This window comes from Methylobacter psychrophilus (assembly GCF_025583945.1).
GTDB classification, from domain to species: Bacteria; Pseudomonadota; Gammaproteobacteria; order Methylococcales; family Methylomonadaceae; genus Methylobacter_C; species Methylobacter_C psychrophilus.
Genome location: NZ_JAOEGU010000013.1, coordinates 40,071 through 65,637 on the forward strand (window position 1 = coordinate 40,071; position 25,567 = coordinate 65,637).

At 43.5% G+C, this 25,567-nt stretch carries 22 protein-coding genes; 11 read left to right on the plus strand and 11 right to left on the minus strand.

All coding sequences use genetic code 11. The features are described from left to right. Positions 1–152: 152 nt before the first annotated feature. The 9 genes from radA to atpD all read right to left on the minus strand — a co-directional run bounded on the left by radA (position 153) and on the right by atpD (position 8,191). Entirely contained in the window at positions 153–1,526 is a 1,374-nt protein-coding gene (radA, locus tag N7974_RS08475) for a DNA repair protein RadA (RefSeq protein WP_262965191.1), read from the minus strand. 29 nt (positions 1,527–1,555) lie between these two features. Then, the gene (locus N7974_RS08480) at positions 1,556–2,404 is read right to left on the minus strand and encodes a F0F1 ATP synthase subunit gamma (RefSeq protein WP_262965192.1); all 849 of its coding nucleotides are present in this window, start codon (positions 2,402–2,404) and stop codon (positions 1,556–1,558) included. Continuing rightward, positions 2,401–3,894, minus strand: coding sequence for a F0F1 ATP synthase subunit alpha (locus N7974_RS08485; RefSeq protein WP_262965193.1), 1,494 nt, complete (start codon positions 3,892–3,894; stop codon positions 2,401–2,403). Before N7974_RS08485 ends, N7974_RS08480 begins: the two co-directional genes overlap by 4 nt. Next, entirely contained in the window at positions 3,881–4,630 is a 750-nt protein-coding gene (locus N7974_RS08490; RefSeq protein WP_262965194.1) for a F0F1 ATP synthase subunit delta, read from the minus strand. Before N7974_RS08490 ends, N7974_RS08485 begins: the two co-directional genes overlap by 14 nt. A gap of 126 nt (positions 4,631–4,756) precedes the next feature. Next, positions 4,757–5,023, minus strand: a complete 267-nt coding sequence (locus tag N7974_RS08495; RefSeq protein WP_262965195.1) for an ATP synthase subunit c family protein — start codon at positions 5,021–5,023, stop codon at positions 4,757–4,759. A gap of 3 nt (positions 5,024–5,026) precedes the next feature. Next, positions 5,027–5,692, minus strand: a complete 666-nt coding sequence (locus N7974_RS08500) for a F0F1 ATP synthase subunit A (protein ID WP_262965196.1) — start codon at positions 5,690–5,692, stop codon at positions 5,027–5,029. Between the two features lie 51 nt (positions 5,693–5,743). Continuing rightward, the gene (locus N7974_RS08505; RefSeq protein WP_262965197.1) at positions 5,744–6,016 is read right to left on the minus strand and encodes an AtpZ/AtpI family protein; all 273 of its coding nucleotides are present in this window, start codon (positions 6,014–6,016) and stop codon (positions 5,744–5,746) included. A 373-nt stretch (positions 6,017–6,389) separates the two neighbouring features. Beyond that, positions 6,390–6,800, minus strand: a complete 411-nt coding sequence (locus N7974_RS08510) for a F0F1 ATP synthase subunit epsilon (protein WP_262965198.1) — start codon at positions 6,798–6,800, stop codon at positions 6,390–6,392. Then, complete coding sequence (atpD, locus tag N7974_RS08515; RefSeq protein ID WP_262965199.1) at positions 6,800–8,191, minus strand: F0F1 ATP synthase subunit beta; 1,392 nt, start codon at positions 8,189–8,191, stop codon at positions 6,800–6,802. Before atpD ends, N7974_RS08510 begins: the two co-directional genes overlap by 1 nt. Positions 8,192–8,364: 173 nt before the next feature. Here atpD and N7974_RS08520 point away from each other — a divergent pair, with 173 nt between their 5' ends. The 9 genes from N7974_RS08520 to N7974_RS08560 all read left to right on the plus strand — a co-directional run bounded on the left by N7974_RS08520 (position 8,365) and on the right by N7974_RS08560 (position 21,516). Then, positions 8,365–10,119 carry an ABC transporter ATP-binding protein gene (locus N7974_RS08520; RefSeq protein ID WP_262965200.1) on the plus strand — a complete coding sequence of 585 codons (1,755 nt, stop codon included), beginning with the start codon at positions 8,365–8,367 and terminating at the stop codon, positions 10,117–10,119. A gap of 150 nt (positions 10,120–10,269) precedes the next feature. Next, positions 10,270–11,232: a DUF4118 domain-containing protein gene (locus N7974_RS08525; protein ID WP_262965201.1), complete on the plus strand. Its 963-nt coding sequence runs from the start codon at positions 10,270–10,272 to the stop codon at positions 11,230–11,232. A gap of 122 nt (positions 11,233–11,354) precedes the next feature. After that, entirely contained in the window at positions 11,355–12,836 is a 1,482-nt protein-coding gene (locus N7974_RS08530) for a hybrid sensor histidine kinase/response regulator (RefSeq protein ID WP_262965202.1), read from the plus strand. A 174-nt stretch (positions 12,837–13,010) separates the two neighbouring features. Next, a complete protein-coding gene (locus N7974_RS08535) occupies positions 13,011–13,886 on the plus strand; it encodes a polyphosphate kinase 2 family protein (protein ID WP_262965203.1) in 876 nt (291 codons plus the stop codon). 115 nt (positions 13,887–14,001) lie between these two features. Further along, complete coding sequence (locus tag N7974_RS08540) at positions 14,002–15,612, plus strand: SulP family inorganic anion transporter (protein ID WP_262965204.1); 1,611 nt, start codon at positions 14,002–14,004, stop codon at positions 15,610–15,612. A gap of 412 nt (positions 15,613–16,024) precedes the next feature. Next, positions 16,025–19,306, plus strand: coding sequence for an LAGLIDADG family homing endonuclease (locus tag N7974_RS08545; protein WP_262965205.1), 3,282 nt, complete (start codon positions 16,025–16,027; stop codon positions 19,304–19,306). A 62-nt stretch (positions 19,307–19,368) separates the two neighbouring features. Continuing rightward, positions 19,369–20,067, plus strand: coding sequence for a TSCPD domain-containing protein (locus tag N7974_RS08550; protein ID WP_262965206.1), 699 nt, complete (start codon positions 19,369–19,371; stop codon positions 20,065–20,067). A 91-nt stretch (positions 20,068–20,158) separates the two neighbouring features. Then, positions 20,159–20,839: a hypothetical protein gene (locus N7974_RS08555; RefSeq protein WP_262965207.1), complete on the plus strand. Its 681-nt coding sequence runs from the start codon at positions 20,159–20,161 to the stop codon at positions 20,837–20,839. A gap of 116 nt (positions 20,840–20,955) precedes the next feature. Beyond that, on the plus strand, positions 20,956–21,516 hold the full coding sequence (locus N7974_RS08560; RefSeq protein WP_262965240.1) for an REP-associated tyrosine transposase: 561 nt from the start codon (positions 20,956–20,958) through the stop codon (positions 21,514–21,516). 143 nt (positions 21,517–21,659) lie between these two features. Here N7974_RS08560 and N7974_RS08565 read toward each other — a convergent pair whose 3' ends face one another. Then, positions 21,660–22,109 (minus strand): hypothetical protein, encoded by a 450-nt coding sequence (locus N7974_RS08565; RefSeq protein WP_262965208.1) that lies wholly within the window; start codon positions 22,107–22,109, stop codon positions 21,660–21,662. A 406-nt stretch (positions 22,110–22,515) separates the two neighbouring features. Between N7974_RS08565 and N7974_RS08570 the strand changes: the two genes are divergently transcribed. Beyond that, positions 22,516–22,950 (plus strand): Lcl C-terminal domain-containing protein, encoded by a 435-nt coding sequence (locus N7974_RS08570; protein WP_262965209.1) that lies wholly within the window; start codon positions 22,516–22,518, stop codon positions 22,948–22,950. 444 nt (positions 22,951–23,394) lie between these two features. On the opposite strand, the gene N7974_RS08575 is transcribed toward N7974_RS08570, so the two are convergent. Continuing rightward, positions 23,395–24,315: an SGNH/GDSL hydrolase family protein gene (locus tag N7974_RS08575; RefSeq protein ID WP_262965210.1), complete on the minus strand. Its 921-nt coding sequence runs from the start codon at positions 24,313–24,315 to the stop codon at positions 23,395–23,397. A 652-nt stretch (positions 24,316–24,967) separates the two neighbouring features. Between N7974_RS08575 and N7974_RS08580 the strand changes: the two genes are divergently transcribed. Further along, positions 24,968–25,564 carry a VPLPA-CTERM sorting domain-containing protein gene (locus N7974_RS08580; RefSeq protein WP_262965211.1) on the plus strand — a complete coding sequence of 199 codons (597 nt, stop codon included), beginning with the start codon at positions 24,968–24,970 and terminating at the stop codon, positions 25,562–25,564. Positions 25,565–25,567 lie beyond the last annotated feature (3 nt).

Sequence of the window (25,567 nt, forward strand, 5' to 3'; positions counted from 1 at the left end):
TACATCTCCGCCAGACCTTCCGATTTCTCAAGTTACATTGCTAACCCTACCTACGCGACTATTCCGAGAAACTTTAAAAAATATCACCACGAAGATCACGAAGAAAAACAGAAAACTTCGTGTCCTTCGTGTCTTCGTGATGAATAGCCTTTCTACATTTCCGCCAGAATATCCAGCGCTTCAGAAATTGTCGACACGGCATGAATTTCCAAGCCTTTAATCGGCGTTTTCGGGGCATTGGCTTTGGGAATGACTGCCTTTTTAAAACCGTGTTTTGCCGCATCATTAAGACGCGCATGACCATTGGCAACAGGCCTGATTTCACCGCTCAAACCAATTTCCCCAAAAAAGAACACATCATGCGGTATCACTTTATTTTTCAAACTGGAAACAATCCCGACCACAATCGCTAAATCAGAACTGGTTTCTGTGACTTTAATACCACCGACAACATTGGCATAAATTTCATCCTGTCCGGTAAAAACATTACCGTGCCGATAAAGTACCGCCAGCAACATGGCCAGACGATTTTGATCAAAGCCAACCGCCAATCGTCTTGGATTACCATATTGACATTCAGTAACCAAGGCCTGAATTTCCACCAATAAAGGCCGCGTACCTTCCCACAACACCGTTACCACGCTGCCGGATGACGGCTTTTCCGCCCGGTTTAAAAACATCGCCGAAGGATTTTTGACTTCTTTAAGCCCGGTACTGTCCATGGCAAAAAAGCCCAATTCGCCAACACTGCCAAAACGATTTTTATCGGCTCTTAACACCCGAAATCGCGCATCGTCCGTTGAACCCAACATCACCTGCGTATCGACAATATGGCTTAATGTCATCGGTCCCGCCAGCGATTGATCCTTGGTCACATGCCCGACCATAAAAATGGACACCTGATGTTTTTTTGCATATTGCGTCAGATAACTGGCCGATTCCCTGACTTGAGAAACCGAGCCTGGTGCAGAGTCGGTATCTTGAGTATGCATCACCTGAATTGAGTCAATCACCAAAATTTTGGGCTTTATTTCATCCAAAACGTCACAAATGCGCTGCACCGACGTTTCCATCAGCATCATCATTTTAGCGGCCGGCAGCTTTAAACGATGTGCTCTTTCAGCAATCTGCTGCAAGGATTCCTCACCTGACACATACAAAACACTAATCGAGCGATCGGCAATATTGGCAATCGCCTGTAATAACAGCGTGCTCTTTCCTGCCCCCGGTGCACCACCAATCAACACCACACTACCGGTAACAATACCTCCGCCTAAAACACGGTCAAATTCTGAAATACCGGTTGAAATACGTTCAGCTTGCGACAAATTGACATCAGATAATAATTTAACCTCGGAGCGACTCCCGGCGTAGCCTGTGCGACTGCTATGCTCTGTGGATGCTGACCCCAGCCTGATTTCCTTAATCGTATTCCATTCGCCGCAACTGGTACATTGCCCACCCCAACGCGGATAATCTGCGCCACATTGATCGCAAACAAACGCCGTTTTGATTTTTTTTGCCATTATTTACTTAACACCGTTACCTTTACTTTTTAATTAATTTCCGAGTTTAACAAAATAACTTCAATTTCTTCGGTTATTTCTTCCTGGCGATAGATTTGGGATTTTCGGCGCAGATTGACCGTTTCATCATCCAGATGTTTTACCGCCCCTTCCAAATGCTGTAAACGACGCTGGTTTTCGGCCATTAACGACAGGTAAAAAATCTCATGTAATACCGCAAACAGGTAATGATCGACCAAATCAGCAAAAAAATCGTCGGGCTCCAGATTAAGTAGCGGTGGGTTTCCATAAGCAGATAGTCGTTGTTGCTGCTGTGAAAAAGGTGGCAATATCTGCCTGCGGGTAATTTGACCTGTGCTGTTATCGTGATAAGTAACCGTCAACTGTAGTGTCGAGGTAGTCTTGTTCGCTTTATTAATATCGCCTTTGGCAACCGATAATAAACTGATGGTATCAATCAGACGATTAAGAATAATTGGTACTTCTTCTGCGACATTGGCACCGGCAATTGTAGCGATAACGTCAGGCGAATTATCTGCCAGCCGGTTACCAAGTCGACTGCCAATGGCAATAATGCCGGCATAAGTTTCGGTGTTAAGCGTATCAAGCAGGCTTTCGTTAAAATCACCACAAAAACCACGCTCGGCACCCACCAAAATACCAATAGATAGGGCATTTTTATCAATGACCGGTAACGGGTAAAAATCCAGAAAATCCATGGCCGCATTTTCAATATTAATCACCGCTTGACCCTGCATGGTTTGAAAACGCCCCAGTTTGTGAATTTCAATCAACGCCAGGTTTTTCATTGCATTTAAAATGCTGCGTATCTCCTCCATTTGAGCGATATGCAATTGTAGTTCACGGCTTTGGCTCATGGCTGTCCGGGGTCACTATTAAGCCACTCGCTGACGGTTTGCCGCCATTGTTCAGGACTGCTATCCAACGTTAAGTCGGTGCTGTTAATACCCTGACTAATAAGCCCCAGATAGCCCATAAGCTCTTTAGGCTCGGCCTTATTAAATAACCCGTCATTAAACGCCGTCAGCCAGGCTAATTGAAAAAGACTACCAAGCGGCGTCAAGCGGTCCTGTTTTAAAATTTCCCGTAACAGACGTCCGCGTTTAATCCGTACTTCCATAGAGGCTTCCAGACGTTGACCAAATCGGGTAAAAGATTCAAGTTCCAAAAACTGTAAATAATCCAGTTTCATTTGTCCGGCTTGATTGCTGATATTGGCATGTTGGGCATTGCCGCCTATGCGTGATACCGATTTAGTAATGTCGATAGCAGGACGAAACCCTGAAACAAACAGATCATTATCCAGATATATTTGTCCGTCGGTAATAGAAATAAGATTAGTTGGAATATAGGCGGCAATTTCGCCCTGCCTGGTTTCGACTATCGGCAATGCAGTCATGCTCCCGCCGCCGTTTTCAGCATTCAAACTGGTTGAGCGTTCCAATAAACGGGAGTGGATAAAAAAAATATCGCCGGGATAAGCCTCACGCCCTGGGGGTCTGCGTAACAACAAAGACAGCTCCCGATAAGTTCTGGCATGGGTCGATAAATCATCGTAAATAATCAGCGTATCCCTGCCCTGTGCCATCCAGTATTCAGCGAGTGCACAACCTGCAAATGGCGCGATATATTGTAAACCCGGCAAAGCACTGGCTTCAGCGACCACACAAACCGTGTAATCCAGCGCACCATGCTTACGCAAGGTTTCCAGAGTACTGACGACGGCCGAACGCTTCTGGCCAATCAGCACGTAAATACAAATAACATCTTGATTTTTTTGATTAATAACCGTGTCGATAGCAATTGAACTTCTGCCCAACCCTTCGTCACCCACAATCAATTGTCGCTGACCTTTGCCGATGGGAATGAGCGTATCAATAATTTTAATCCCGGTGTAGAGCGGTTTATTAACAAAATTCCGGGCAATAATGGCCGGCGAGCTTTTTTCCAGATTTTCACGACCTACCGGGGTTGGTGATGGCAGACCATCCAGCGGTGTTCCCAAGGGGTCAATAACCCGGCCTAAAAACTCATCCCCAACCGGTATACTGAGCGAATGTCGAGCAAGAAAAACAGTCGTACCTGACGTCAGGGTTTCGGTTTCATACAATAAAATAGCACCGATTCTGTCACGATTAAGGTCAAACACCATACCTCGACTACCATCGGCAAAAATCAGAATGTCTTCGATAGCTACTGAGGGCAAACCCTTAATCCAGCTAATCCCGTCACCAACGGCAACCACAGTACCTTGTTCAGTAACACGCAACCCCAACTGATAGTTAACCAGCCAATCTGCCTGTTTATCCAACAAATTGCTAAATATTTCAGGCTTACTCAGCGTCATTGGCAATCTCGGCAAAACCGATCAGCTCATGTTGCAGGTTGGCGTTTAAAACCCAGGCACCTATATCCATACGCACTCCGGCGATTAACTCTGCATCCTGATGATATTGAACATTAATTGGACTATTAATTAACAAACCAAGCTTTTGTTCCAACGGTAACCGCAACTCAGCCGTTAAAGGATAGGCGCTGGTTATTTTAATCGGCACCGATTTTTTGGTTCCTAATAATTGTAGACACAAGACACAGGCTGCCGGTAACGTCTTTAAGTTATCCAATAACAGGGCAAATAAGCGTGCCTCCAACTCAGGACTGGCTGATTTTTTTAGCAGTATTCCGGCAAAACGGGCACCGTTTTGTAATGCCTGCTTTTCGGTTTGACGTTGAATTTCTTCCTGCTGACGCTGGAGTGTTACCTTGTTTTTTTGCCGCTCCTGCTCAAGATCATTATTCAGTTGAACCAATTGTGCTTTTCTCTCGATGTCGATTTGCTGATGCAGAGCAGTAAAAGCCCCTTGTTTTTCCTGCTCCCACAGCTTTTGGCGATTTTCATAAAGGCTGCGCTGTTCTTCCGCCTGCTGTTGCAGGGTTTTTGCATCGGCAAGCGCTTGATCAATAAATTGCTTACGCCTGGCAATAACTTCCAGCAAAGGTTTATAAAAAAGGCGCTGCAAAATCCAGATCAGAATCAGGAAATTGATGATTTCAAGGATAAAGGTGGATAAGTTGAATTCCATAGACTTTAAGTATTGAATAAAAAATTTTTCACCACGAACGACTGCACGAAGAACAGGCTAAAGGCACAAGGCTAAAGGTAAAAATCTGATTTCCAACGGTCACTCTTTGCCTTTTGCCTTGTATCTTTATTTAATAATGTATTCAAGCAATGGATTTCTGAATAAGACAATCAAGATAATCACTAGGCAATAAATCGCCAGTGATTCAATCATGGCCAAACCGATAAACAAGGTACGCATAATTGAACGTTCCGATTCCGGTTGCCGGGATAAGGCATCAAGCGCACTACTGATGGCTTTACCCATGGCCAACGCAGGTAACATGACTCCCAAAGCGATGCCGATAATTGCCGCAACGCTGGAACCCAAAACAATCAAGGCGATATCAGACATAATTTACTCCGATGAATTAAGTTGTTGGGATTGCATGGCTCCTGCCAAATAAATGAGTGCCAGCATACCGAAGATATAGGCCTGCACCAGCGCTTCAATAATATGTAACATCAAAATGGGAATCGGTGCGAGAAAGCCTGCCACCAGTAAAATCAACATCGCGGCCATTTCCAGACTCATCATATTGCCAAATAACCGAATCGCCAGCGCCAGAGTACGGGTAAATTCACTAATAAGATGAAAAGGCAGCAAAATCGGACTGGGTGTGAGGTAATGATGCAGATAATTTTTTAATCCCAGTGTTTTTATGCCAAACCAGTGTACCGAAAAAAAGACTAAAACAGCCAGTGCCGAGGTTACCGAAAGGTCGCGGGTAGGTGAATCCAGACCAGGAATTAAACCCACCAGATTGGCAATGATCAGAAACAGCCAAAGGGAAGCGATAAAAGGCATTATTTGCCGGCCATGCTCAGGCGCGACAGCGATTATGGCATCATCGATAGCTGCGACAATGCCTTCCACCATAATTTGTAAAGAATTGGGCAACATCTCCAGGTACCGGGTTGAAAACCAGGCTATCACCGTAATGACCGCCATAATTCCCCATGTGGTAATGATTGGTGCACCAATGACTACGGGTCCTAAAGCAAATGAAAATTCATGATCCATGATTCAGTCTCATTTATCTTGAAAGCCCTTTTCAAAGCAGAGGGCTTTACTCTATTTATCTTTAATCAGAAAATACACGTTAAAAATCCCGATAACCAGACCGGTAAACAATAAACTTAAGGTCCAACGTGTTGAGTAACCTTCCAGCAAACCATCCAGCCAATGCCCCAGATAAACGCCGCTAACAATGGGTAACACCATGACCAGACCCAAGGTGCCGATATAAACCGTTTGTGATAACAAATTCGGCCTGTCATGTTCCGCTTTTTTAATGCGTTTAAGCTGACTTTCAATCTTTTTTTTGAGGTGCTGTTGATTATTCATAATCACTATAAAAAGGCGGTAGAAAAACCTGTTTACCGTTCCCGGTATCTAACAGCAATGCTACTCTGATTACAATAAAGTGCTACCTCAAATAAAAAATATAGCTATAGTCTTTCAGAAATTAAATTTTGAGCCCGTACGGATAACATCCCTTGAAGGGATGGTATCCGTTAGCATCGAAATTATTTATCTGAAAGTCTATATACTCGATGTTCAAGTTTTTTTAGCTTGACTGGGACGAACCTAGATAAATCAAGATGTTTTCGTCAATAGACTTAAGTGCCACATGATCTCAATCATGGCTGTAAGGCTTGATTGAATGTGCTTCTCTAAAATCAAGAATTAAAAACTTGAACATCGAGTATATAAATATTCATGCTTGCCATACTGTTTTACGTTTAAGCCCCAACATGCGCTTAAAAATCGCCTGTTCCATACGATGCAGACTTTCCCGCGTCGCCTGCAAATTTTCTTCCTCGGTTATTAATTGCTGTTCCAATAAGGTACTGATCCGTTCAATATCGGTATCTAGCAAAAAATGTCGTGTGCTAATCGTTAACTCGTTATTGTTAAAATAAATGACAGCGCCGGGCAGAGCCAAATACTGCCAATCGTCTGCTCCCAAACTAAAACGCGCCAAGCCAAAAACCAGTGTGGTCATAAACCGTGCATGATTAGGCTTAATTCCAAAATACCCCGAGGCATCTTCACCGATAAAAGAAGTAACGCCGGCAATATGCTGCTCATGAGTTGCATCAAACAGATTTAATACAAATGAGTGCATTAACTTTCCTGCATGGAGCCACGCATATAGCATTGCTCTTCAGATAAATCATCATGGTCACCTGCCAAGAAAGCTTCGCAATCTGTCAACGTCTGTTCCAGCGGCACTGACACGCCGGTTTGTTTGGTGTGCCGAGCCAACACCGAAAATGGCTGGGTAAGATAACGTTGCAATTTACGGGCACGCATCACGACTTTGCGATCAATCTCGGATAATTCTTCAATACCCAACATGGCAATAATATCTTCCAGTTCATGATAACGTGCAAGATGCTCACGGACGCTTTGAGCTACCGTATAATGGCGATCACCCAGCGTATGCTTATCCATCAATTTACTACTTGAGCGCAAAGGATCGACAGCCGGATAAATACCTTTACTGGCCTGATCTCTGGACAAAATAACGGTCGTATCCAGATGACTCAATATGGCACTAACCGCAGGATCGGTCATATCATCAGCAGGTACATAAACGGCTTGCACCGAAGTAATGGCGCCTTGTCTCGTGGACAGGATTCTATCCTCCAATTCTGCAACTTCAGTAGTCAGTGTTGGCTGATAACCCACCGTAGCAGGCATACGCCCAAGCAGACTGGATATTTCGCTGCCAGCCTGAACAAAACGAAAAACATTATCGACGACAAACAAGACTTCTTTATGCAAAGTATCGCGCAGATATTCGGCATAAGTTAAGGCCGACAAACCAACGCGAAAACGCACACCGGGCGATTCATCCATTTGCCCGAAGACCATCAAGGTATCCTGCATAACTCCCGCTTGCTGCATTTCGCGCCACAACTCGTGAGCTTCGCGGATACGTTCGCCAATCCCGGCAAAAACGGAAACCCCTTTATGAATGGCAGAAACCGCATGAATAAATTCCATAACCAGAACGGTTTTCCCTACCCCTGCCCCACCGAATAAACCGGTTTTTCCGCCTTTAACAAAAGGACATAATAAATCGATGACTTTAATACCCGTCTCCAAAATCCCGCTGATTCCTATGGCTTCGGATAATGGCAACGGTTTCGCATGAATGTTGCGAAATTCATTTGTTACCAAGACTGGCAACCCGTCCAGCGGTTCGCCAAAGATATTTAACAAGCGGCCCAGACATTGTTCCGATACCGGAATCTGCAAGGGTGCACCGGTATCATAAATAATGATGCCCCGACTTAAACCTGCCGTGCCATGCAAGGTAATTGCCCTGACATGACGTTCATCAAGATGTTGATGAACCTCAAACAGATAGCAGCCGTGATCAAAGCAAGTACATAAAGCCTGACGTAATGGTGGCAACTGCGTGCAATCAATAATTACCACCGGACCATGAACTTCAACAATGGTACCGATAGCTTGCCGGTTTTCTGGTGGCGTCGATAAATTATTCAAGGTTACACACTTTGTGTTGTTACAAAAATAATGGTTTAACGATTATAAAGAATGGGCTTTGCTAAAATCAAATACCGCCTATCTACTGTATACTGGATTTGATCCCATGCCACAAAATATTCTGCACATTGAATCCTGAAACAAAACAAGAAAATAATCAAGCAACATAAATAATGGATATAATATTTAAAGAATACTGCAAGGTTGTCTGGCAGAAAAAAGGCTATTTCTTTATGGCTTTATTGGCTCTGGGTTGCTCCATTACACTGGATTTATCAGCCCCTGTTTACTATAAAAACATTGCCAATGGACTAGCGGCACCTTATTCCGAAGCGACGTTGGCGTTGTTACTGGAAAATTTAAAACAGATTGGTTTTATTTATGCCGGTGTCTGGGTATCATGGCGGTTACTTGAAATCGCCATTATTCCACTTGATGGCGGCGGTATTAATCTATTGGAAAAACGCTGTTTTGATGTCCTTAAAAAACAAAAATATGTTTTTTTCGAGAACAGTTTTTCAGGCAGTTTAATCAAACAAGCCAATCGTTTTTCACGCTCCTTTGAAACCATTATGGACTGGTTTTTATTCCAGTTTTACATGAATATTCTGGCGATAGTCATTTCATTCACCATCTTTTACCAGCAACAACCCGAATTTGCATTCTACTTTCTGATCTGGGTTGGGCTTTTTATCAGTTGGAATATCGTCTATTCAATCTGGAAAATGCGTTTTGACCAATCCGTTTCAGAAGCCGATTCCATTGTTGGCGGCGTGTATTCCGATGCCATCAGCAATATTTTTATCGTCAAAAGCTTTGCCATGGAAGCCAATGAACAGGCACGTATCAACAAAGCGTCGGATTTTGTTTATAAAAAGAAGAAAATAGCCTGGCTGTTTACCTTTATTTCTTTTGCCGTACAAGGCATCATGACTTTTGGTATTGAATTACTGTTGGTTTATTTAATGATCCAAAAATGGACAACCGGTATTTTTCAGGTCGGTGAGTTTGTTTTGTTCCAGTCGATTATGCTCATCCTGATCCAGCGTTTATGGGAGTTTGGTCGTAATTTCAGAACTTTCTTTACCGCTTTGGCTGATGCGTCCGAAATGGCCGAGATTTTCAGACGGGACGATATTGAAGCAGACACCGATTATGCACTTCCGCTCACTATCAACAAGGGCGCAATCAGCTTTAACAATCTCTGTTTTACCTATAATGAAACAAATACCCGCCAGACACCGCTATTTAAAGATTTCTCCTTAACGATAAAAGCCGGTGAAAAAATCGCCATAGTCGGTCAATCCGGTTCAGGTAAATCAACCTTAACCAAACTACTATTTCGCTTTCTTGATCCCCAAAAAGGCACGGTAACTTTTGATGGTATTGATGCCAAAGCCTTTACTTTAGAAACTTTGCGTCAACAAATATCCATGGTGCCTCAGCAACCTGATTTATTCCATCGTTCAATACGCGATAATATTACCCTGGGTGCCAATATTTCAGAAGCGCAGCTTATTGCTGTTGCCCAAAAATCCCGTTGCCTGGAGTTTATCAATGGTTTGCCTGATACCTTTGATACTCTGGTGGGAGAACGCGGCGTAAAGCTTTCGGGAGGTGAAAGACAACGTATTGCTATTGCCCGTGCCTTTCTCGAAGATGCACCTATCGTGGTGTTGGATGAAGCAACCAGTGCACTGGATTCACTCACCGAAAAACAAATACAGGTCGCTATTTTTGAACTGATAAAACATAAAACGGCGATTGTTATCGCCCATCGACTATCAACTATCTTAAAAATGGATCGTATTATCGTTCTGGAAAAAGGCCACATCATCGAACAAGGTACGCATCAACAATTACTTATCAAAAAAGGTAAATATTACGCCATGTGGCAGCATCAAAGTGGAGACTTTCTGGTTGATTAACCGTATTTTTTATCATAACAAGATAATATCATTAAATTGATATCCCTATAGGAATCCTGACTATTAAAAGTTAAAATAGTTATAAATAATCGTTTTAATTTTTTGCACTTAAAAATTTTCCTATCCAGATAGAGGCGAGTAAAAATAAAAATGATTTCTGGCAAATATTTTATCAGCAACATTTATATAGCTGCCGTTATTGGAACGGCGGCTATCTTGTTTATTTTAAAAGAGCTCCAATTTGTCTTTGGCGGTTCACCGCCGCTACTATTCTTTTTAGTTGTAATCACTTTCACTGCCTGGCATGGAGGACTAAAAGCAGGACTTTTCTTTACCGCGTTAGCGACAGTAGCAAGTGATTACTTTTTACTTGAACCTTACGGCTCGTTTTATGTTGGTCAGGCCAGCGAAATACTACGTATTATATTTTTGATTACTCTGGGTGTAATATCCAGCTTGGTCATTACACGCTTACACAATAAGGAAAAACAGGTATTACAACAGGTTATCGAACGAGAAAAGCAACTTAAGCAGGAAATCAGTGTACGTAAACAAGCCGAGGCGACTTTATATAAAAGCCAGCAAGATCTCAACCACGCCCAAGCCGTCGCTCATATCGGCAGTTGGCGCATTGATGTCAGCAATAATGCCCTTGAGTGGTCTGATGAAACTTTTCGGATTTTTGACGTACCCAAAGATACGCCTTTAACGTATCAATTATTTCTTGATTTTGTTCATCCGGCAGACCGGCAATTAGTTGATGCCGCATGGACATCTGCACTTACCGGCAAACCGTACGATATTAAACACCGAATTATAGTTGGTCAGAACGTCAAATGGGTGCGTGAACGAGCTGAACTTGAAGTTAATGAACAGGGAGCTTTGCTCAGCGGTTTCGGTACAGCTGAAGATATTACCGATATTAAAAACAGCCAGAAAGCCTTGCGACAGGAACGAGCCTTCCTCAGACAAGTCATTGATGCGGTACCCAGTGTCATTTCAGCAATTCTCATTATGGGAAAATATAGTAAATCAAAGGGTTATAACAATAACAAGCCTCTAACGTTGATGAGATTGGCTTGTGATAAAGATTTTATATTTTATGAAAGCTAAAATCCGGTCATAAACCTGCTCTAAATTTGCTTTTTCCATCCTCATCAGCGATGTCTGCGGAAAAAAAGACCAAGCCTCAAAAATATTAATTTTATCTGTTTGATTTTATTAGTATTATCATAATGAGAATTGCTGGTGTCATTTTTGTCAAAGATAAACAGGGACGATTCCTGTTAGGTAATCAGGCGTTGGCCGAGTCTTATGGTACCAGCCCTGAAGGTTTAATCGGACTAACCGAAGCGGACTTCAATGCCAATTCCGATGAAGTGACCCGCTTTTATAAAAATGACCTCCTCGTTATAAGCAGTCGCCTGTCTAAAATTATCCCGGATGAAAAAGTCACCCATACCGACGGCTCTGTACACTGGTACAACACCATTAAAATCCCGTTAATTGACGACGATAAGTGCAACAAAGTACTGGTTGTAGCAACCAATATTACCGAACACAAGCGTGCTACACAAGCACTACACCTGGCAAATCGACGTAAAGATGAATTTCTGGCGATGCTCGCCCACGAACTTCGCAATCCTCTGGCACCCATCCGTAATGCCGTACAGTTGTTAAAAATACAGGCTATTAAAGATCCCAAGCTGTTATGGAGCTGTAATACTATCGACCGTCAAGTCACTCATATGACCCGATTACTTGATGATCTGCTGGATGTCGCTCGTATCATGCAAGGTAAAATCAGACTGAATATCGAGTATCTTGAGCTTACCGATATTGTCAATAATGCCTTAGAAACCAGTCATTCCCTGATTGAGTCTCGTGGACAAGAATTAATTATTTCACCATCTATGCATTCGCAATGGATCAATGTCGATCGGATTCGATTGGCACAAGTCTTGTCCAATCTACTGAACAACGCCGCCAAGTATACCGATGACGGCGGTAAAATCACCTTAAACATAAGGCGAGAAGATACCGAGATCGTCATTGAAATCAGGGACACCGGTATTGGTATCGCCCCCGATATCCTGCCGCATATCTTCGATCTCTTTACTCAAGCTGATCATTCCCTGGCCCATTCTCAAGGTGGACTAGGCCTTGGTTTGACACTGGTACGCCAGCTGGTTGAAATACATGGCGGAACAGTCACCGCCGCCAGCGATGGCATCGGTAAAGGCAGTTCATTTACAGTGCGGTTGCCCGCATCAACGATAAATTTATCAGCGACCAAATCCGTACCAACACAACCCTCGTTACCCTTATCAAAACTGCGAATTTTAATCGTGGATGACTATGCAGAAGCCGCCGAAAGCCTGAAGATGGTATTGGAAATCGAAGGGCATGAAATTAAAATAGCCGATTGTGGCATGAAGGCAATCGAACAGGCACAAATTTTCCAGCCGCAAGTCGTACTATTGGATATTGGCCTACCCGATCTGAACGGTTATGAGGTTGCCAAACGACTACGAGCATTACCGGAAACCAGAAAGGCAACCTTAATCGCCTTAACCGGTTACGGAAAACCTGAAGGCCTTGATCTTTTAAAATCTACGGGGTTTAATCATTACCTGCTTAAGCCGATAGATTTTGACAAGTTATCCAGTCTCTTGGCATCGACACTAAATGTGCGTTCCGATAAAACATTATGCTAATATTTGCCTAAAATCCGTAGCTATAGACTTTCAGATAAATAATTTCGATGCTAACGGATACCATCCCTTCAAGGGATGGTATCCGTACGGGCTCAAAATTTAATGTAATGGAAATTTAATTTCTGAAAGGCTATAGAGATTTTAAGCAATTCATAAAATAAGGGGCGTATGAATATGAGCTACAACAAAAAATTTATGGTTAAACCCGGTGAAAAAATTCATCTGGACAAAATTGATCCTGCCTATACTGACCAGCATGAGTCTCATGAAAAGGCACTGCCGAAGATACAGGAACACGTTGCCCGTATGGACAAACTACAGTATCTGCTTTATGCCGATGGTGACCAGTCACTGCTGGTGGTATTGCAGGCACTTGATGCCGCCGGTAAAGATGGCGTAATACGGCATTTATTTAGTGGTATGAACCCGCAGGGAACCTCCGTATTCGGTTTCAAGCAACCCAGCAAGGAAGAAGCGGCCCATGATTTTCTCTGGCGGGCACACCAGCGTACTCCGGGCAAGGGCGAAATAGTCATTTTTAATCGTTCCCACTATGAGGATGTTCTGGTTGTACGGGTGCACAAGTTGGCGAAAAAATCAGTCTGGTCAAAACGCTACGACTTGATAAACGATTTTGAAAAAATGCTCTCAAGTAACGGCACCCGGATTCTGAAGTTTTTTCTGCACATCAGCCCCGAAGAACAACTGGAACGTTTCAAACAGCGCCTCGATGATCCTGCCAGAAACTGGAAAATTACCGATGCCGACTACTCTGAACGCGAATTGTGGCCGAAATATATCGCAGCCTACGAAGATGCCTTGGAACAAACCAGCACCCAACACGCACCGTGGTACATTATTCCCGCAAACCACAAATGGTTTCGTAATCTTGCCATTTCAGAAATTATTGCCGATACGCTTGACGAGATGGGCCTAAAACTACCCCCTACACATGTGGACATGGAAGCCATTCGTAACAAGTACCATATTGCCGAGCAGAAACAGGCCGGTAAAGGGAATGGACAGCTTGATAAAAATAGCAAACCTTAAAAATGTGGCTTTACTCGCTAACACTCACGGGTAGGCAACAAAACATACCCCCTCGAAGATGGCGATGCGGCTGATTTTTTTCTCAAGTCTTCGACCGTTAGAGCGGAGTGGCATCATGCGCGATGCCCTTGCCGGTTTGACTCTGGCAGCGATGAACATTCCGCAGGTGCTGGGCTATACCCGAATCGCCGGCACGCCAGCAGTAACCGGCCTCTACACGGCATTGCTGCCGTTGCTTATGTTTGCCATCTTCGGCTCCTCGCGCCATCTCGTGGTTGCTGCCGATTCAGCCACTGCAGCTATTTTCTCCAGTGGCCTGTCCGGTATGGCACCGCAAGCCAGCGTGAAATATATGACGTTAGTCTGCATGGTCGCACTTCTAACTGCTGCGCTCCTGTTGCTGGCCCGAATTTTCAAGCTGGGCTTTCTCGCTGATTTTCTCTCACGTACCGTATTGATTGGTTTTCTTACCGGTGTCGGCTTCCAGATCATCATCGCCATGCTGGGAGAAATGTCCGGCATACCCGTCAATGCGCACAAAACGATTGTACAACTTCAACAAATTGTCGATGGACTACCACAGGTAAATTTGCCTACACTCGGCATATCAGCGCTGGTGATAACTAGTATCCTTGGCTGTCGCCACTTTCTGCCCAAATTGCCTATACCCCTGATTGTAGTGATGGCAGGTATCGGTGCCAGCCATGCTTACAATTTTTCCGGCTACGGCATCGCCGTTATCGGACCGGTGCCTGGTGGATTACCGTCACTAAGTTTTCCTGCCGTGAGCTGGGACGAATTACTTAAACTTGTCCCTATCGCCTTATCCTGCTTTGTTATTATTATTGCCCAAAGTGCAGCAACTTCGCGTGTTTTTGCAGTCCGTCATCACGAACGAGTCGATGAGGATGCTGATATTCTGGGCTTGGCGGCGGCAAATACGGCGGCGGCCTTATCCGGTGCTTTCGTGGTCAACGGCAGCCCTACCCAAACCGCGATGGCTGACCTCGCCGGTGCTCGCAGCCAAATGGCACAGCTCGTGTTTGCCGGTATCGTATTACTGGTACTATTGTTCTTTACCGGACCACTACAATACCTGCCCCGCAGTGTACTCGCCGGCATTGTTTTTACTATTGCTATCGGGTTGATTGATTTTAAAAGCTTGCGCGACATTCGTAGCGAAAGTCCGGGCGAGTTCAATCTGGCTATTATTACGGCTGTTGTAGTGGCATTGGTCGGGCTTGAACAAGGTATCTTGCTCGCGGTAACACTATCGCTACTCCGGCATGTTCGCCACAGCTATCGTCCACATACCATGGTACTAATACCCGATAATAGCGGTAGGTGGTTACCCACTTCGGCACTACCCGGTGTTGAGACAGAGCCCGGCCTGGTTGTTTATCGATTCGGTGCCGATTTGTTTTATGCCAACGACAACCGCTTCGCTGATGAAGTACGTGCGCTAATAGAACATGCCCCAACCCCGGTACGTTGGTTTATCGTTGATGCCGGCGCGATGACTGATATTGATTACTCCGCCGCACGCTCTTTGCTGGATTTGTGCACCGATCTAAAGCGCTATGGTGTTACCTTGGTTTTTGGTCGCGTCAATACTTACCTCAGAGCCGATATGAATCGCCATGGCATTACATCGGTAATTGGCGACGAGTTTATTTTTTCGACATTACACGAAGCGATTGCGCTAAGACAACAAGCGAATACCTAAGGCAATATCCGGCGCCACGCTATAAAAACCAGTAAACCTCTAAAAAATAGTTGAATACACTACCTGCTTAAATAAAAAAGTAAAACTCCTGGTTATTGTGACCTCACTTGTCACTGTTTTTCACGCGCCGCAAACAAGGCTACCAAAATAGCCAATAATGCGCTTTTTTTTATGCCAACCCAGTTGTAAAAAAAACCACACCTTAAAAAACAAGCACCTGGACCGGATTTTTCTTAGTGTTTTTTTCTGCTCTAAAAAACGATTGTCTTTTCTTAAAAACACTATATATTGTGTCAATAATTTAAAAAACATCTACATATAGATTCTAAAGCCTAAGTCCTACAAGCACCTAAGGTGCTGATTTATGGTTTCTTTTCACTTGTTTAAGCCACTACGGCCAGGAATATCACTCATGTCAGCACATCTTCATGCCATCGCCAATACCGTCACGGAAATCCCTTTTCAAGACGCTTCAATGGATATTTGGGATACAAAATATCGCTTAAAAAGCAAAGATGGTGTCGCCCTTGATGGCTCTATTGATGAAACTTATCAACGGGTTGCCAAAGCACTTTCCGGCGTAGAAAAAGGCAAAAATAAACAGGAACAATATTACAAAGAATTTCTCTGGGCATTGCGTCAGGGCGTTATCCCTGCAGGCCGTATTATTTCCAATGCCGGTGCATTAGCGCATAAACCGGCTACCTCAACCATTAACTGCACCGTTTCCGGTACTATCGCCGATTCCATGGATGATATTCTGGGTAAAGTGCATGAAGCGGGATTGACGCTTAAAGCCGGTTGCGGGATTGGCTATGAATTTTCAACCCTCAGACCCAAAGATGCCTATGTTTCCGGTGCCGGCGCTTATACCTCGGGGCCGCTATCGTTTATGGATATTTATGACAAGATGTGTTTTACCGTCTCGTCAGCCGGTGGAAGGCGCGGCGCACAAATGGCCACTTTTGATATCGGTCATCCTGATGTTGTGGAATTTATTCGCGCCAAACGTGAAAATGGCCGTTTACGCCAATTTAACCTATCGCTGCTAATTACCACTGAATTTATGCAGGCGGTAAAAAATGACCTGCCTTGGCCGCTATCATTTCCGGTAACCGAAAAAGAAGTCCAACTGGATAAGCTCGACTTAACTGATAAAACTAAAATCCTCTGGCGTGAACTACCTGCCACAGATGGCTATGTCATTAATAATGATGGTCTCATTGCCTGCAAAATAACCAAAACCATTCCCGCGCGTCGGTTGTGGGACATTATTATGAGTTCCACTTACGATTATGCCGAACCGGGATTTATTCTGATCGACAAAGTTAACGAAATGAATAATAACTGGTTTTGTGAAAAAATTCGCGCGACCAATCCTTGTGTAACTGGTGATACCTGGGTTCAGACAGAACAAGGACCCAGGCAAATTAACGCCATTTTAGGCGAGCAAATCAGCGTATTGGTCGATGGTAAATTACATCAGTCAGGCATTGAGGGCTTCTTCAAAACAGCAACAAAAAACGTTCTTAGCTTAAAAACAAAGGAAGGTTTCAACCTGCGTCTTACCAATGATCACCAAGTACGTAAAATAACCCGCCTGGATCGTTATAATCTTGAAACAGAATGGTGTGCAGCCGATCAACTTAATGCTGGCGATCAGGTATTACTAAATGACCATCGTCAACATGCTCACTGGAAAGGAAAATACAGCGAGAATCAAGGTTATTTAGTCGGGTTACTAATCGGCGATGGTACGTTAAAAGAAGATAAAGCCGTTTTGTCTGTCTGGAAAAGTGCACAAGTTATGAATAGCGACATCAATTTATTAAATTCTGGCGTTGATGCCATTATGGATAAGGTCATGACCGCCACTGCCGAGTTTACTACCCGTAGTGATTTTAAAGGTTGGTCTGAAATAGCCGGAAGAAACGAATACAGACTCAGTTTTTCCGGACTAAAAACGCTGGCTGAAGAGCTGGGTATGTCACCTGGAAACAAATGTATCAGCGCGCAAATCGAAACGGCATCAAGCGATTTTTACCGAGGTTTTTTACAAGGTTTTTTTGACGCTGACGGTTCAGTTCAAGGCACTCAAAACAAAGGCGTTAGTGTTCGCTTGGCCCAATCAGATCTACCTCGCCTTGAAGCGGTGCAGCGTATGTTACTTCGATTAGGCATCAACTCAACTATTTACCGTAATCGTCGCCCTGCCGGCATAACAAAACTCCCTGATGGTAAAGGTGGTGTCGCTGATTATAAAATTTCTCCCCAGCATGAACTGGTTATAAGTGGCTATAATCTTGCCGTTTATCAAAAAACGATAAACTTTACCGATAGTAATAAAGCCGCTCAACTTGAATTGGCGTTAAAAAATTACCGTCGCTTATTAAATCGTGAGCGTTTTACCGCTACGATTGAATCCATAACGCCTGATGGCTACGAAGATGTGTTTGATATACAGGTTCCGGGAATAAATACCTTTGACGCCAATGGCTTACATGCTCACAATTGCGGAGAGCAGCCGTTGCCGCCTTACGGCAGTTGTTTGTTGGGCTCCATCAACCTGACCCGTTTTGTTAAAAAACCCTTTACCAAAGACGCTCATTTTGATTGGGAAACTTATCGTAAAGCCATCAACATCTTTACCCGTATGCTGGATAATGTTGTCGAAATTAATGGCCTGCCCTTGCCTCAACAACGTGAAGAAATTGTTAGCAAGCGTCGGCATGGCATGGGTTATTTAGGGTTGGGTTCAACCGTTACCATGCTCGGCATGAAATACGGCGACTCCCCTTCTGTTGACTTTACCGAAGAAGTCACCAAAGTTTTAGCTGTAGAAGGCTGGAAAGCCGGCTTATCCTTAGCCAAAGAGAAAGGCCCTGCTCCCATTATGGAGCAATTATTTAGCGTTAGCGGTGAAATGTTGCATAAACGCCCTGAAATGATTGCCGATGGTTATAAAGTGGGCGATGAAGTTCCCGGTAAATTATTACTCGCAAAATACAGCCGCTATATGCAGCAACTGGCTAAAGAAGAACCCGAATTGATTAGCGATCTGATTGAAACCGGTGCACGTTTTAGCCATCACAGTTCTATTGCACCAACCGGCACTATTTCCCTGTCTCTTGCCAATAATGCCAGCAACGGTATAGAACCCAGCTTTGCCCATCACTACTCTCGTAATGTGATTCGTGCCGGTAAAAAATCGAAAGAGAAAATTGATGTATTTTCTTTTGAATTATTGGCCTATCGGGAAATGATCAATGCCAATGCCATGCCTTACAGTGAAAACGTGGAACAACAATTACCGGACTACTTTATCGCCGCTGATGACGTTAGCCCAAAACAACACGTGGATATTCAGGCTGCCGCGCAGAAATGGATAGATTCTTCCATTTCCAAAACTGCCAACGTGCCCACTGATTTTCCTTACGAAGAGTTTAAGTCTATTTACGAATATGCTTATGACAAAGGCTTGAAAGGCTGCACCACGTTCCGCTTTAACCCTGAAGTTTTTCAAGGCGTACTCGTTAAGGAATCTGATCTGGAAAATACCACCTACCAATTTACCCTTGAAGACGGTGAAGTAATAGAGCTAAAAGGTAATGACGAAGTTGAATATGATGGCGAAATGCACAGTGCAGCAAATTTATTTGATGCCTTAAAAGAAGGCTATTACGGTAAATTTTAATCCCTTGTCAGGGCAATCTCTTATTATTGCCCTAACTGCACAGAACCTATCAGGAAAAGATCATGGCATACGCAATCAACAAAAAAATTATTAGCTACAAAGTTATCAGCAACGAAGACAAAATCAACGCAGAACAAGCTAAAGCCGAAGCTCAACTACAAGACCGCGAAAGCATGCATGAAAATGTAGCGCGTCCTGAAATCCTGTTTGGCTCAACTTACAAGATCAAAACCCCGCAATCAGAGCATGCGATGTATATCACTATCAATGATATGATTTTGAATATGGATACCGAGTACGAAGAACGCCGCCCGTATGAAGTATTTATTAACTCCAAAAACATGGAACATTTTCAGTGGGTACTGGCGCTGACCCGGGTTATCTCGGCTGTATTTCGTAAAGGCGGTGATTCCTGCTTTCTGGTTGAAGAACTTAAATCGGTTTTTGATCCCAAAGGCGGATACTTTAAAAAAGGCGGTGTCTTTATGCCTTCATTAGTCGCCGAGATTGGCTGTACCATTGAACAACATCTCAAGAAAATCGGCATGCTCCAAACCCATGATATGGATACTCATCAAAAAAAATTCCTGGCCGCCAAACGCAAGGAATTTGAAGCCATCCATAACGATACCTCAACGCTGGACGAATCCGGCAGCTTCCCCGCCAAAGCCCTGCTCTGCGGAAAATGCCAAACCAAAGCCCTGGTGTTAATGGATGGCTGCATGACCTGTTTGAATTGTGGCGATAGTAAGTGTGGGTGATATGTAGTACGGATGCCAGTTGTCGGTCGTTTTGTGGCTAAAAATCTGGGGACTTCGCCTTGGGAGTTATAACTACTTATTAGGATCTTAAATGGACGAAGAACAGATTATACGAAATGAATTATTTAAGAAATACCGAGAAGATGTTTTAAATCGTCAGCTTTCGAACACTGAGAACTACGACAAAGCCGTTCTTTCTCTAGGTACGACCTTTTTAGGGTTTTCCTTGGCTTTCTTAAAAGACTTTGTCTCATATAAAGATGCAATATATGCCCCACTTCTGCCAACGTCATGGGTGCTATTTTGCCTGTCAATCATAGCAACAATAGCGTCGTTTTTTATAAGCAAAATAGGCCTTTCCACCCAATTGCAATACGCTGAAAAATACTACTTAGAGAATAATTTATCTTATCTGACAAAAAAGAATCATGCAGCAGCCTTGACGGACACGGCAAACTATTTTTCCGCCTTGTCATTTATATTGGCAGTTATCACAACCATAATTTTTGTAGTCATCAACCTTGTAAACGGAGTCAACATGTCTGAGAAAAAAACAAATGGGATTGCCACCCTAGATGGAGCCTCAATTCCTAGTATGCAAAGCTTCGGTGGTTTTGGTTTAGCAACACTTGGCGCCGAAATCCCGGTTATGCAACTTGCTCCTGTGACTGCTCCGCCTGTAACCACGCAGCCAGTATCAAGTCTACAATCAGGTTCCAATTTACAAAGTTCAGTTGGTACTATCAATGGTGGATTGGAATACACCAGGTAGCCTGTAGGGTACGCACTGCGTACCTTTTAAGAGCTTGAATAACGGAACGCTTTAAAATGGTACGCGATGCGTACCCTACGGTGGTTTCGCCGTTGCAATATTTTTCGGAGGTTGTTTTGTCTGATTATCGCCGCTGTTATGTGCCGGGTGGATCGTATTTCTTTACGGTGGTTACTGAACGACGTGCGGACATTTTGGCAAATGATTTGGCTCAGGATTGTCTGAGGGATGCTATCCGTTATTGCCAACAACAGCTACCGTTTCGTGTCGATGCAATAGTAATATTGCCTGATCATATTCATGCCATCTGGACGTTGCCGCCGGATAACTGCGATTATTCCAAACGTTGGGGCATCATTAAAAAACACTTCACTCAAACCTGGCTGGCCTTGGGCGGCGCTGAACAATCGGTGACTGCTTCACGTCTACGCTACCGAAGGCGCGGTGTTTGGCAACGGCGTTTTTGGGAACATGCTCTGCGCGATGAACGCGACTACCAAAACCACTTCAATTACCTGCATTTCAATCCGGTAAAACACGGTTTGGTTAAAAAGGTGGTGGATTGGCCTTATTCTTCATTTCACCGCTGGGTAGAAAAAGGCGTTTATTCTGTCAATTGGGGTTTGCCCCCTGAAGACCACTTCTTTCTAAATCATGTTCAATGCTTTGGTGAATAACGGGTAGGATAACTTTCTGAGAATTGATTCACTTCTACTTAAAAATAGCCTGTAGGGTACGCATCGCGTACCTTTTAAGAGCTTGAATAACGAAACACTTTGAAAAAGCGTACGCGATGCGTACCCTACGGTGCTACGAGCAATCAATGATCACCACGATTAATATTGAGTTGTTGCTCAATACCTACGGTTAAATTATAACCTGCGTCATTGAATAGATCGCCGGTAAAAAATAAATGCATATCTATAATCCAGGCAACTTTTTTTACCTTGTTGTTTTCTATAACAATGACTGCAAGCTTATGATTGTTATCAACAATCTGCTCAACAATTGTTTTTGGGTTAGTAGGGTCTTCTTTTAGCGCACCAGTTACAATAAATTGTGCAGATTCCATTGTCAGCACTGGTTGTGTAGCAGATTGCTCAGCATTTTTTGCATTTTCAAGTGACTGCGCGTCAAAATAGCCAATGTCATAGACAATCTTAAATGTCAGAACAATCAAAATCGCGCCACCAAAAACAGACAAGCCAATTTTTAATCGCCGTCTAACGCGAGGATTTGAGAGTCTTTTTATAATAACGCGAATTTTCATGTTTTTATTATCGCATTACCCACGGTATTTCACATCAATACTTCGGGTAGTTTTTTACTTTGAATAAAATGGCATGTTTTTATGATGGTTCCATCGTCTGTTCGATTTTGTTGCCTTCAATCTGCTAAGCTTACAAGACTTGCCCGATTATGACGAATCGTTAGTAATGGCCGCTGACGACTATTCCATCAACCGGATTTATTCGCAGTGCAAGACCACCGTAAATACGTTTCAATAATATGGCGTTAATATCTGTCCTCGATCAATACCGGGATTACGTTGACAGGACACCCTAAAAACCATGAAAATTGATGTCGTTAAAAACACCGCATACGAGTCGTCCCAATCGGGATGCCAAATTTTTTTATGCCTTATGCCAAACAAGGCCAACCCTGTGGATAGAGCAATGAGTAGATTTAAACAAATGATGGTAATGGCTTCGCTGGTTGCCGGAATGCTAGTGAGCATAGGTGCCTCTATAGCAGGTAGCGTGGCTGCTGTAGGAGAAATCGGGCCTTATGGCGGGATAATCTATTATGTCGATAGTTCCGGCGCACATGGTTTGGAAGCGAAAACCACCGATGAAACCAAGTTACTCAGTTGGAATGAAGCCGTTATCGCGGCCAGCGCTTATGGGGACGACTGGCATTTACCGACAAAAACCGAATTGAAAATACTCTACGAACACAAAAATAGTGTGGGTGCTTTTGCCAAAGATGATTATTGGAGCTTAACAGAACTCGATAGCAACAGCGCGTGGATACAAGGCTTCGGCAATGGTGATCAGGATCGTTACAACAAATATAGCCGGCTAAGTGTGCGTGCTGTTCGGGCTTTTTGATTTGTATTTTTCATAAGACAATCAATGTTGTATAGGTAAGCAAGGCGGACACTGGAAATCAACTACATTGAGATTTCTGATCGTCAGCCAAATAGATAGCTGGGGGAGTGGAAAAATTGCGTAGTCGTACACTCGCTAATTAGACCACTCCGTTTCCAGAAACTTATCCATTGCCCAAAGCCTTTACCTGTTGCCGACTGCAAAGGATTAACGGTCGTCTTCTCATCGACGTGCCTCTTATTCCCAACCTACAGTTATAAAACAGATTAACCCAACAAAAACGCCCGCCAGCAGGAAAAACGCCCACCAAGGACCTAAGGAAGAACGTCTTAAGTTGTGTCGCGCTTGCACTCTTGTCTCTTCGGTTCCCATTTGCATGGGATACCGGAAACTTGCTTACACACTGTCACCATCGTTGATATATTTATCGAGAATCTCCATCGATTATGGAACCAACGAGATAGCAATAGCCGCTTCCTGAGCAAAAATATCATGAACAGCCTTAGTTGGATGAATGCCATCCCAAAATAAGAACGTATCAGGAGTCTTACAGGTAAACGGCGGAATGTTTGGAGTTAAACATGGAGCATTGACATTAGTTAAACCGAAGCTTTGCGGAGAATTATATAAATCATCGGTTTTTTGATAAGTATTGAGTTTAGCAATTTGAAACCCCGATAACCGTGCTATAAGATCATCAAGGCCTGTATTAAACTCCACTGTTAGTGATCTGGCAGTTGTGGTTGGTACCACCAGAGGGCAAAGAGGATTCACCGGCAATGCTTTCACCGACGGTAACAGTGCAAGGTCAGGGACATTTACGACGAGAAACTTTTGCGCCCCCAGGGCAAGCAAGTAATTTAAACTCTGACTGATGCTTTCAACGGCTTCGGCGATAATTCCTTCTGCAGCGAGTGTATTACATCCGTACACGGCTACTATCAGGGCATCACGAACATCGTTGCTACCCATCTCCATAACGTAAAGGGCATTCATCGGAAGTTGTGGGTAATCGGTGTGGAAAGCTATTATTTGATCAGGCAAATTGACTGCACCCGAATTGGGGGTTGTTGCCCGAGCGCCGCCGACAGCATAGTTAGCCGCTTTGGCGCCGTTTCCTTTAAAGGCAGCATTAACATACGCCGTAAGTCCACGCCCCTTCGCAAACTGTTCTATCCAGGTAGCACCGTTACTGAAGTGATGACCGCCTATAGCGTACGGAGCATTGGGAATAAGCAAGTCTTCCAATGTATCATAAGGGGGATGGCTCTGTGGAGGCTTAATTTTAGCTTGGGATAACAGGGCAAAGGCATTACCCGGGTCGGATATGCTGGTTCCAAAAACCACGATCCTATTGAATGTCATTTGTGCTGATGTCCAGCTTGGCGCAAGCAACCCTACAGACAATAAGCTTATTAATATCAATCTATTAGTTAAACATTTCATTGTAAATATACTTCCTTTAAAAGAATATGGATACAAGAAGTGATCACATCATCAGCCCGAACCCATATAAAAAAAGCCGGACTTCACTGCGTGACCATAACGGGATAAAACTCGGCACTTCGGTTTTCTGCATCAGGAACCGCAACTTTTTATTCTTACCTTACGATAGGTTTTGGTTTAAATGTATAGTTCCATAAATAATTCATTAATACAATTCGTATAAATACCTACTTGAGTAGTTTTATTTTTAATCACTTCGGGTGGTTTTTAGCCTATAGAAAATACATGCTTTTATGACTATAGTTATGAGCTGTTACAACAATAATCGTTTTGTCAGGGTATTTATGATTACCTACTTTATTACCCAATAACTCCCATAATAATCCGTAATTTATAGCCTTATTAATAAATGGCTAATTCGCAATAACCCAATTTATTTTATGGTAAATTAAAAAACTAACTTATACTTACGCATCTCAAGTTAAGACACTCAAATCTTATCCTGATTTAACTATATTTTATTGTTTATTTACAAGTGTTTACACCCCCCCTCCCTTGCTCAGGAAGTTCAATGAAAAATAATCACCAGGCTTTTAACAGTCTACTATTTAGTCTTGTTATCTGCATAAGTTTAATCGGAGCTGCCCAAGCATCTCCATCTATCTCTTTAATTGCCAACAATCCAACAGTCACTGCGGGTTCGCAGGCGACTTTTGAATTATGGATGGATTTCACCGGTGAACCTACGTTGGGTGGCGGTGTTGATGTGGTCTTTGACAACTTTCTCAATGGCAATCAACTGAGCTTTAATTCATACACACCGGAAGCATTGGGTGATCGTGATCTTATCAATGTACCCACTGTCAGCACGTTAGGTGATCAACTTGAAGCCATCACTTTCGGTGACTTTACTAATGGATTGGAAGGCCCGGCATTGGTTGGCACCTTGGTGTTCGATACCTTGGTAGCCGGAAATTTCACCTTGTCACTAATTGACAGCATTAATGCCGGAGGATTTTCCTCAATGACTGGAACGTCTCAATTCCCTGCTTACATCTCTGCGGACTTGATCGTTACACCATCTGCAGTACCTGTTCCAGCAACTGCCTGGCTGATGTTAAGCGGTTTAATTGGATTAGCGTATAGATCGAAAGCTAAACAAGCATAGCAT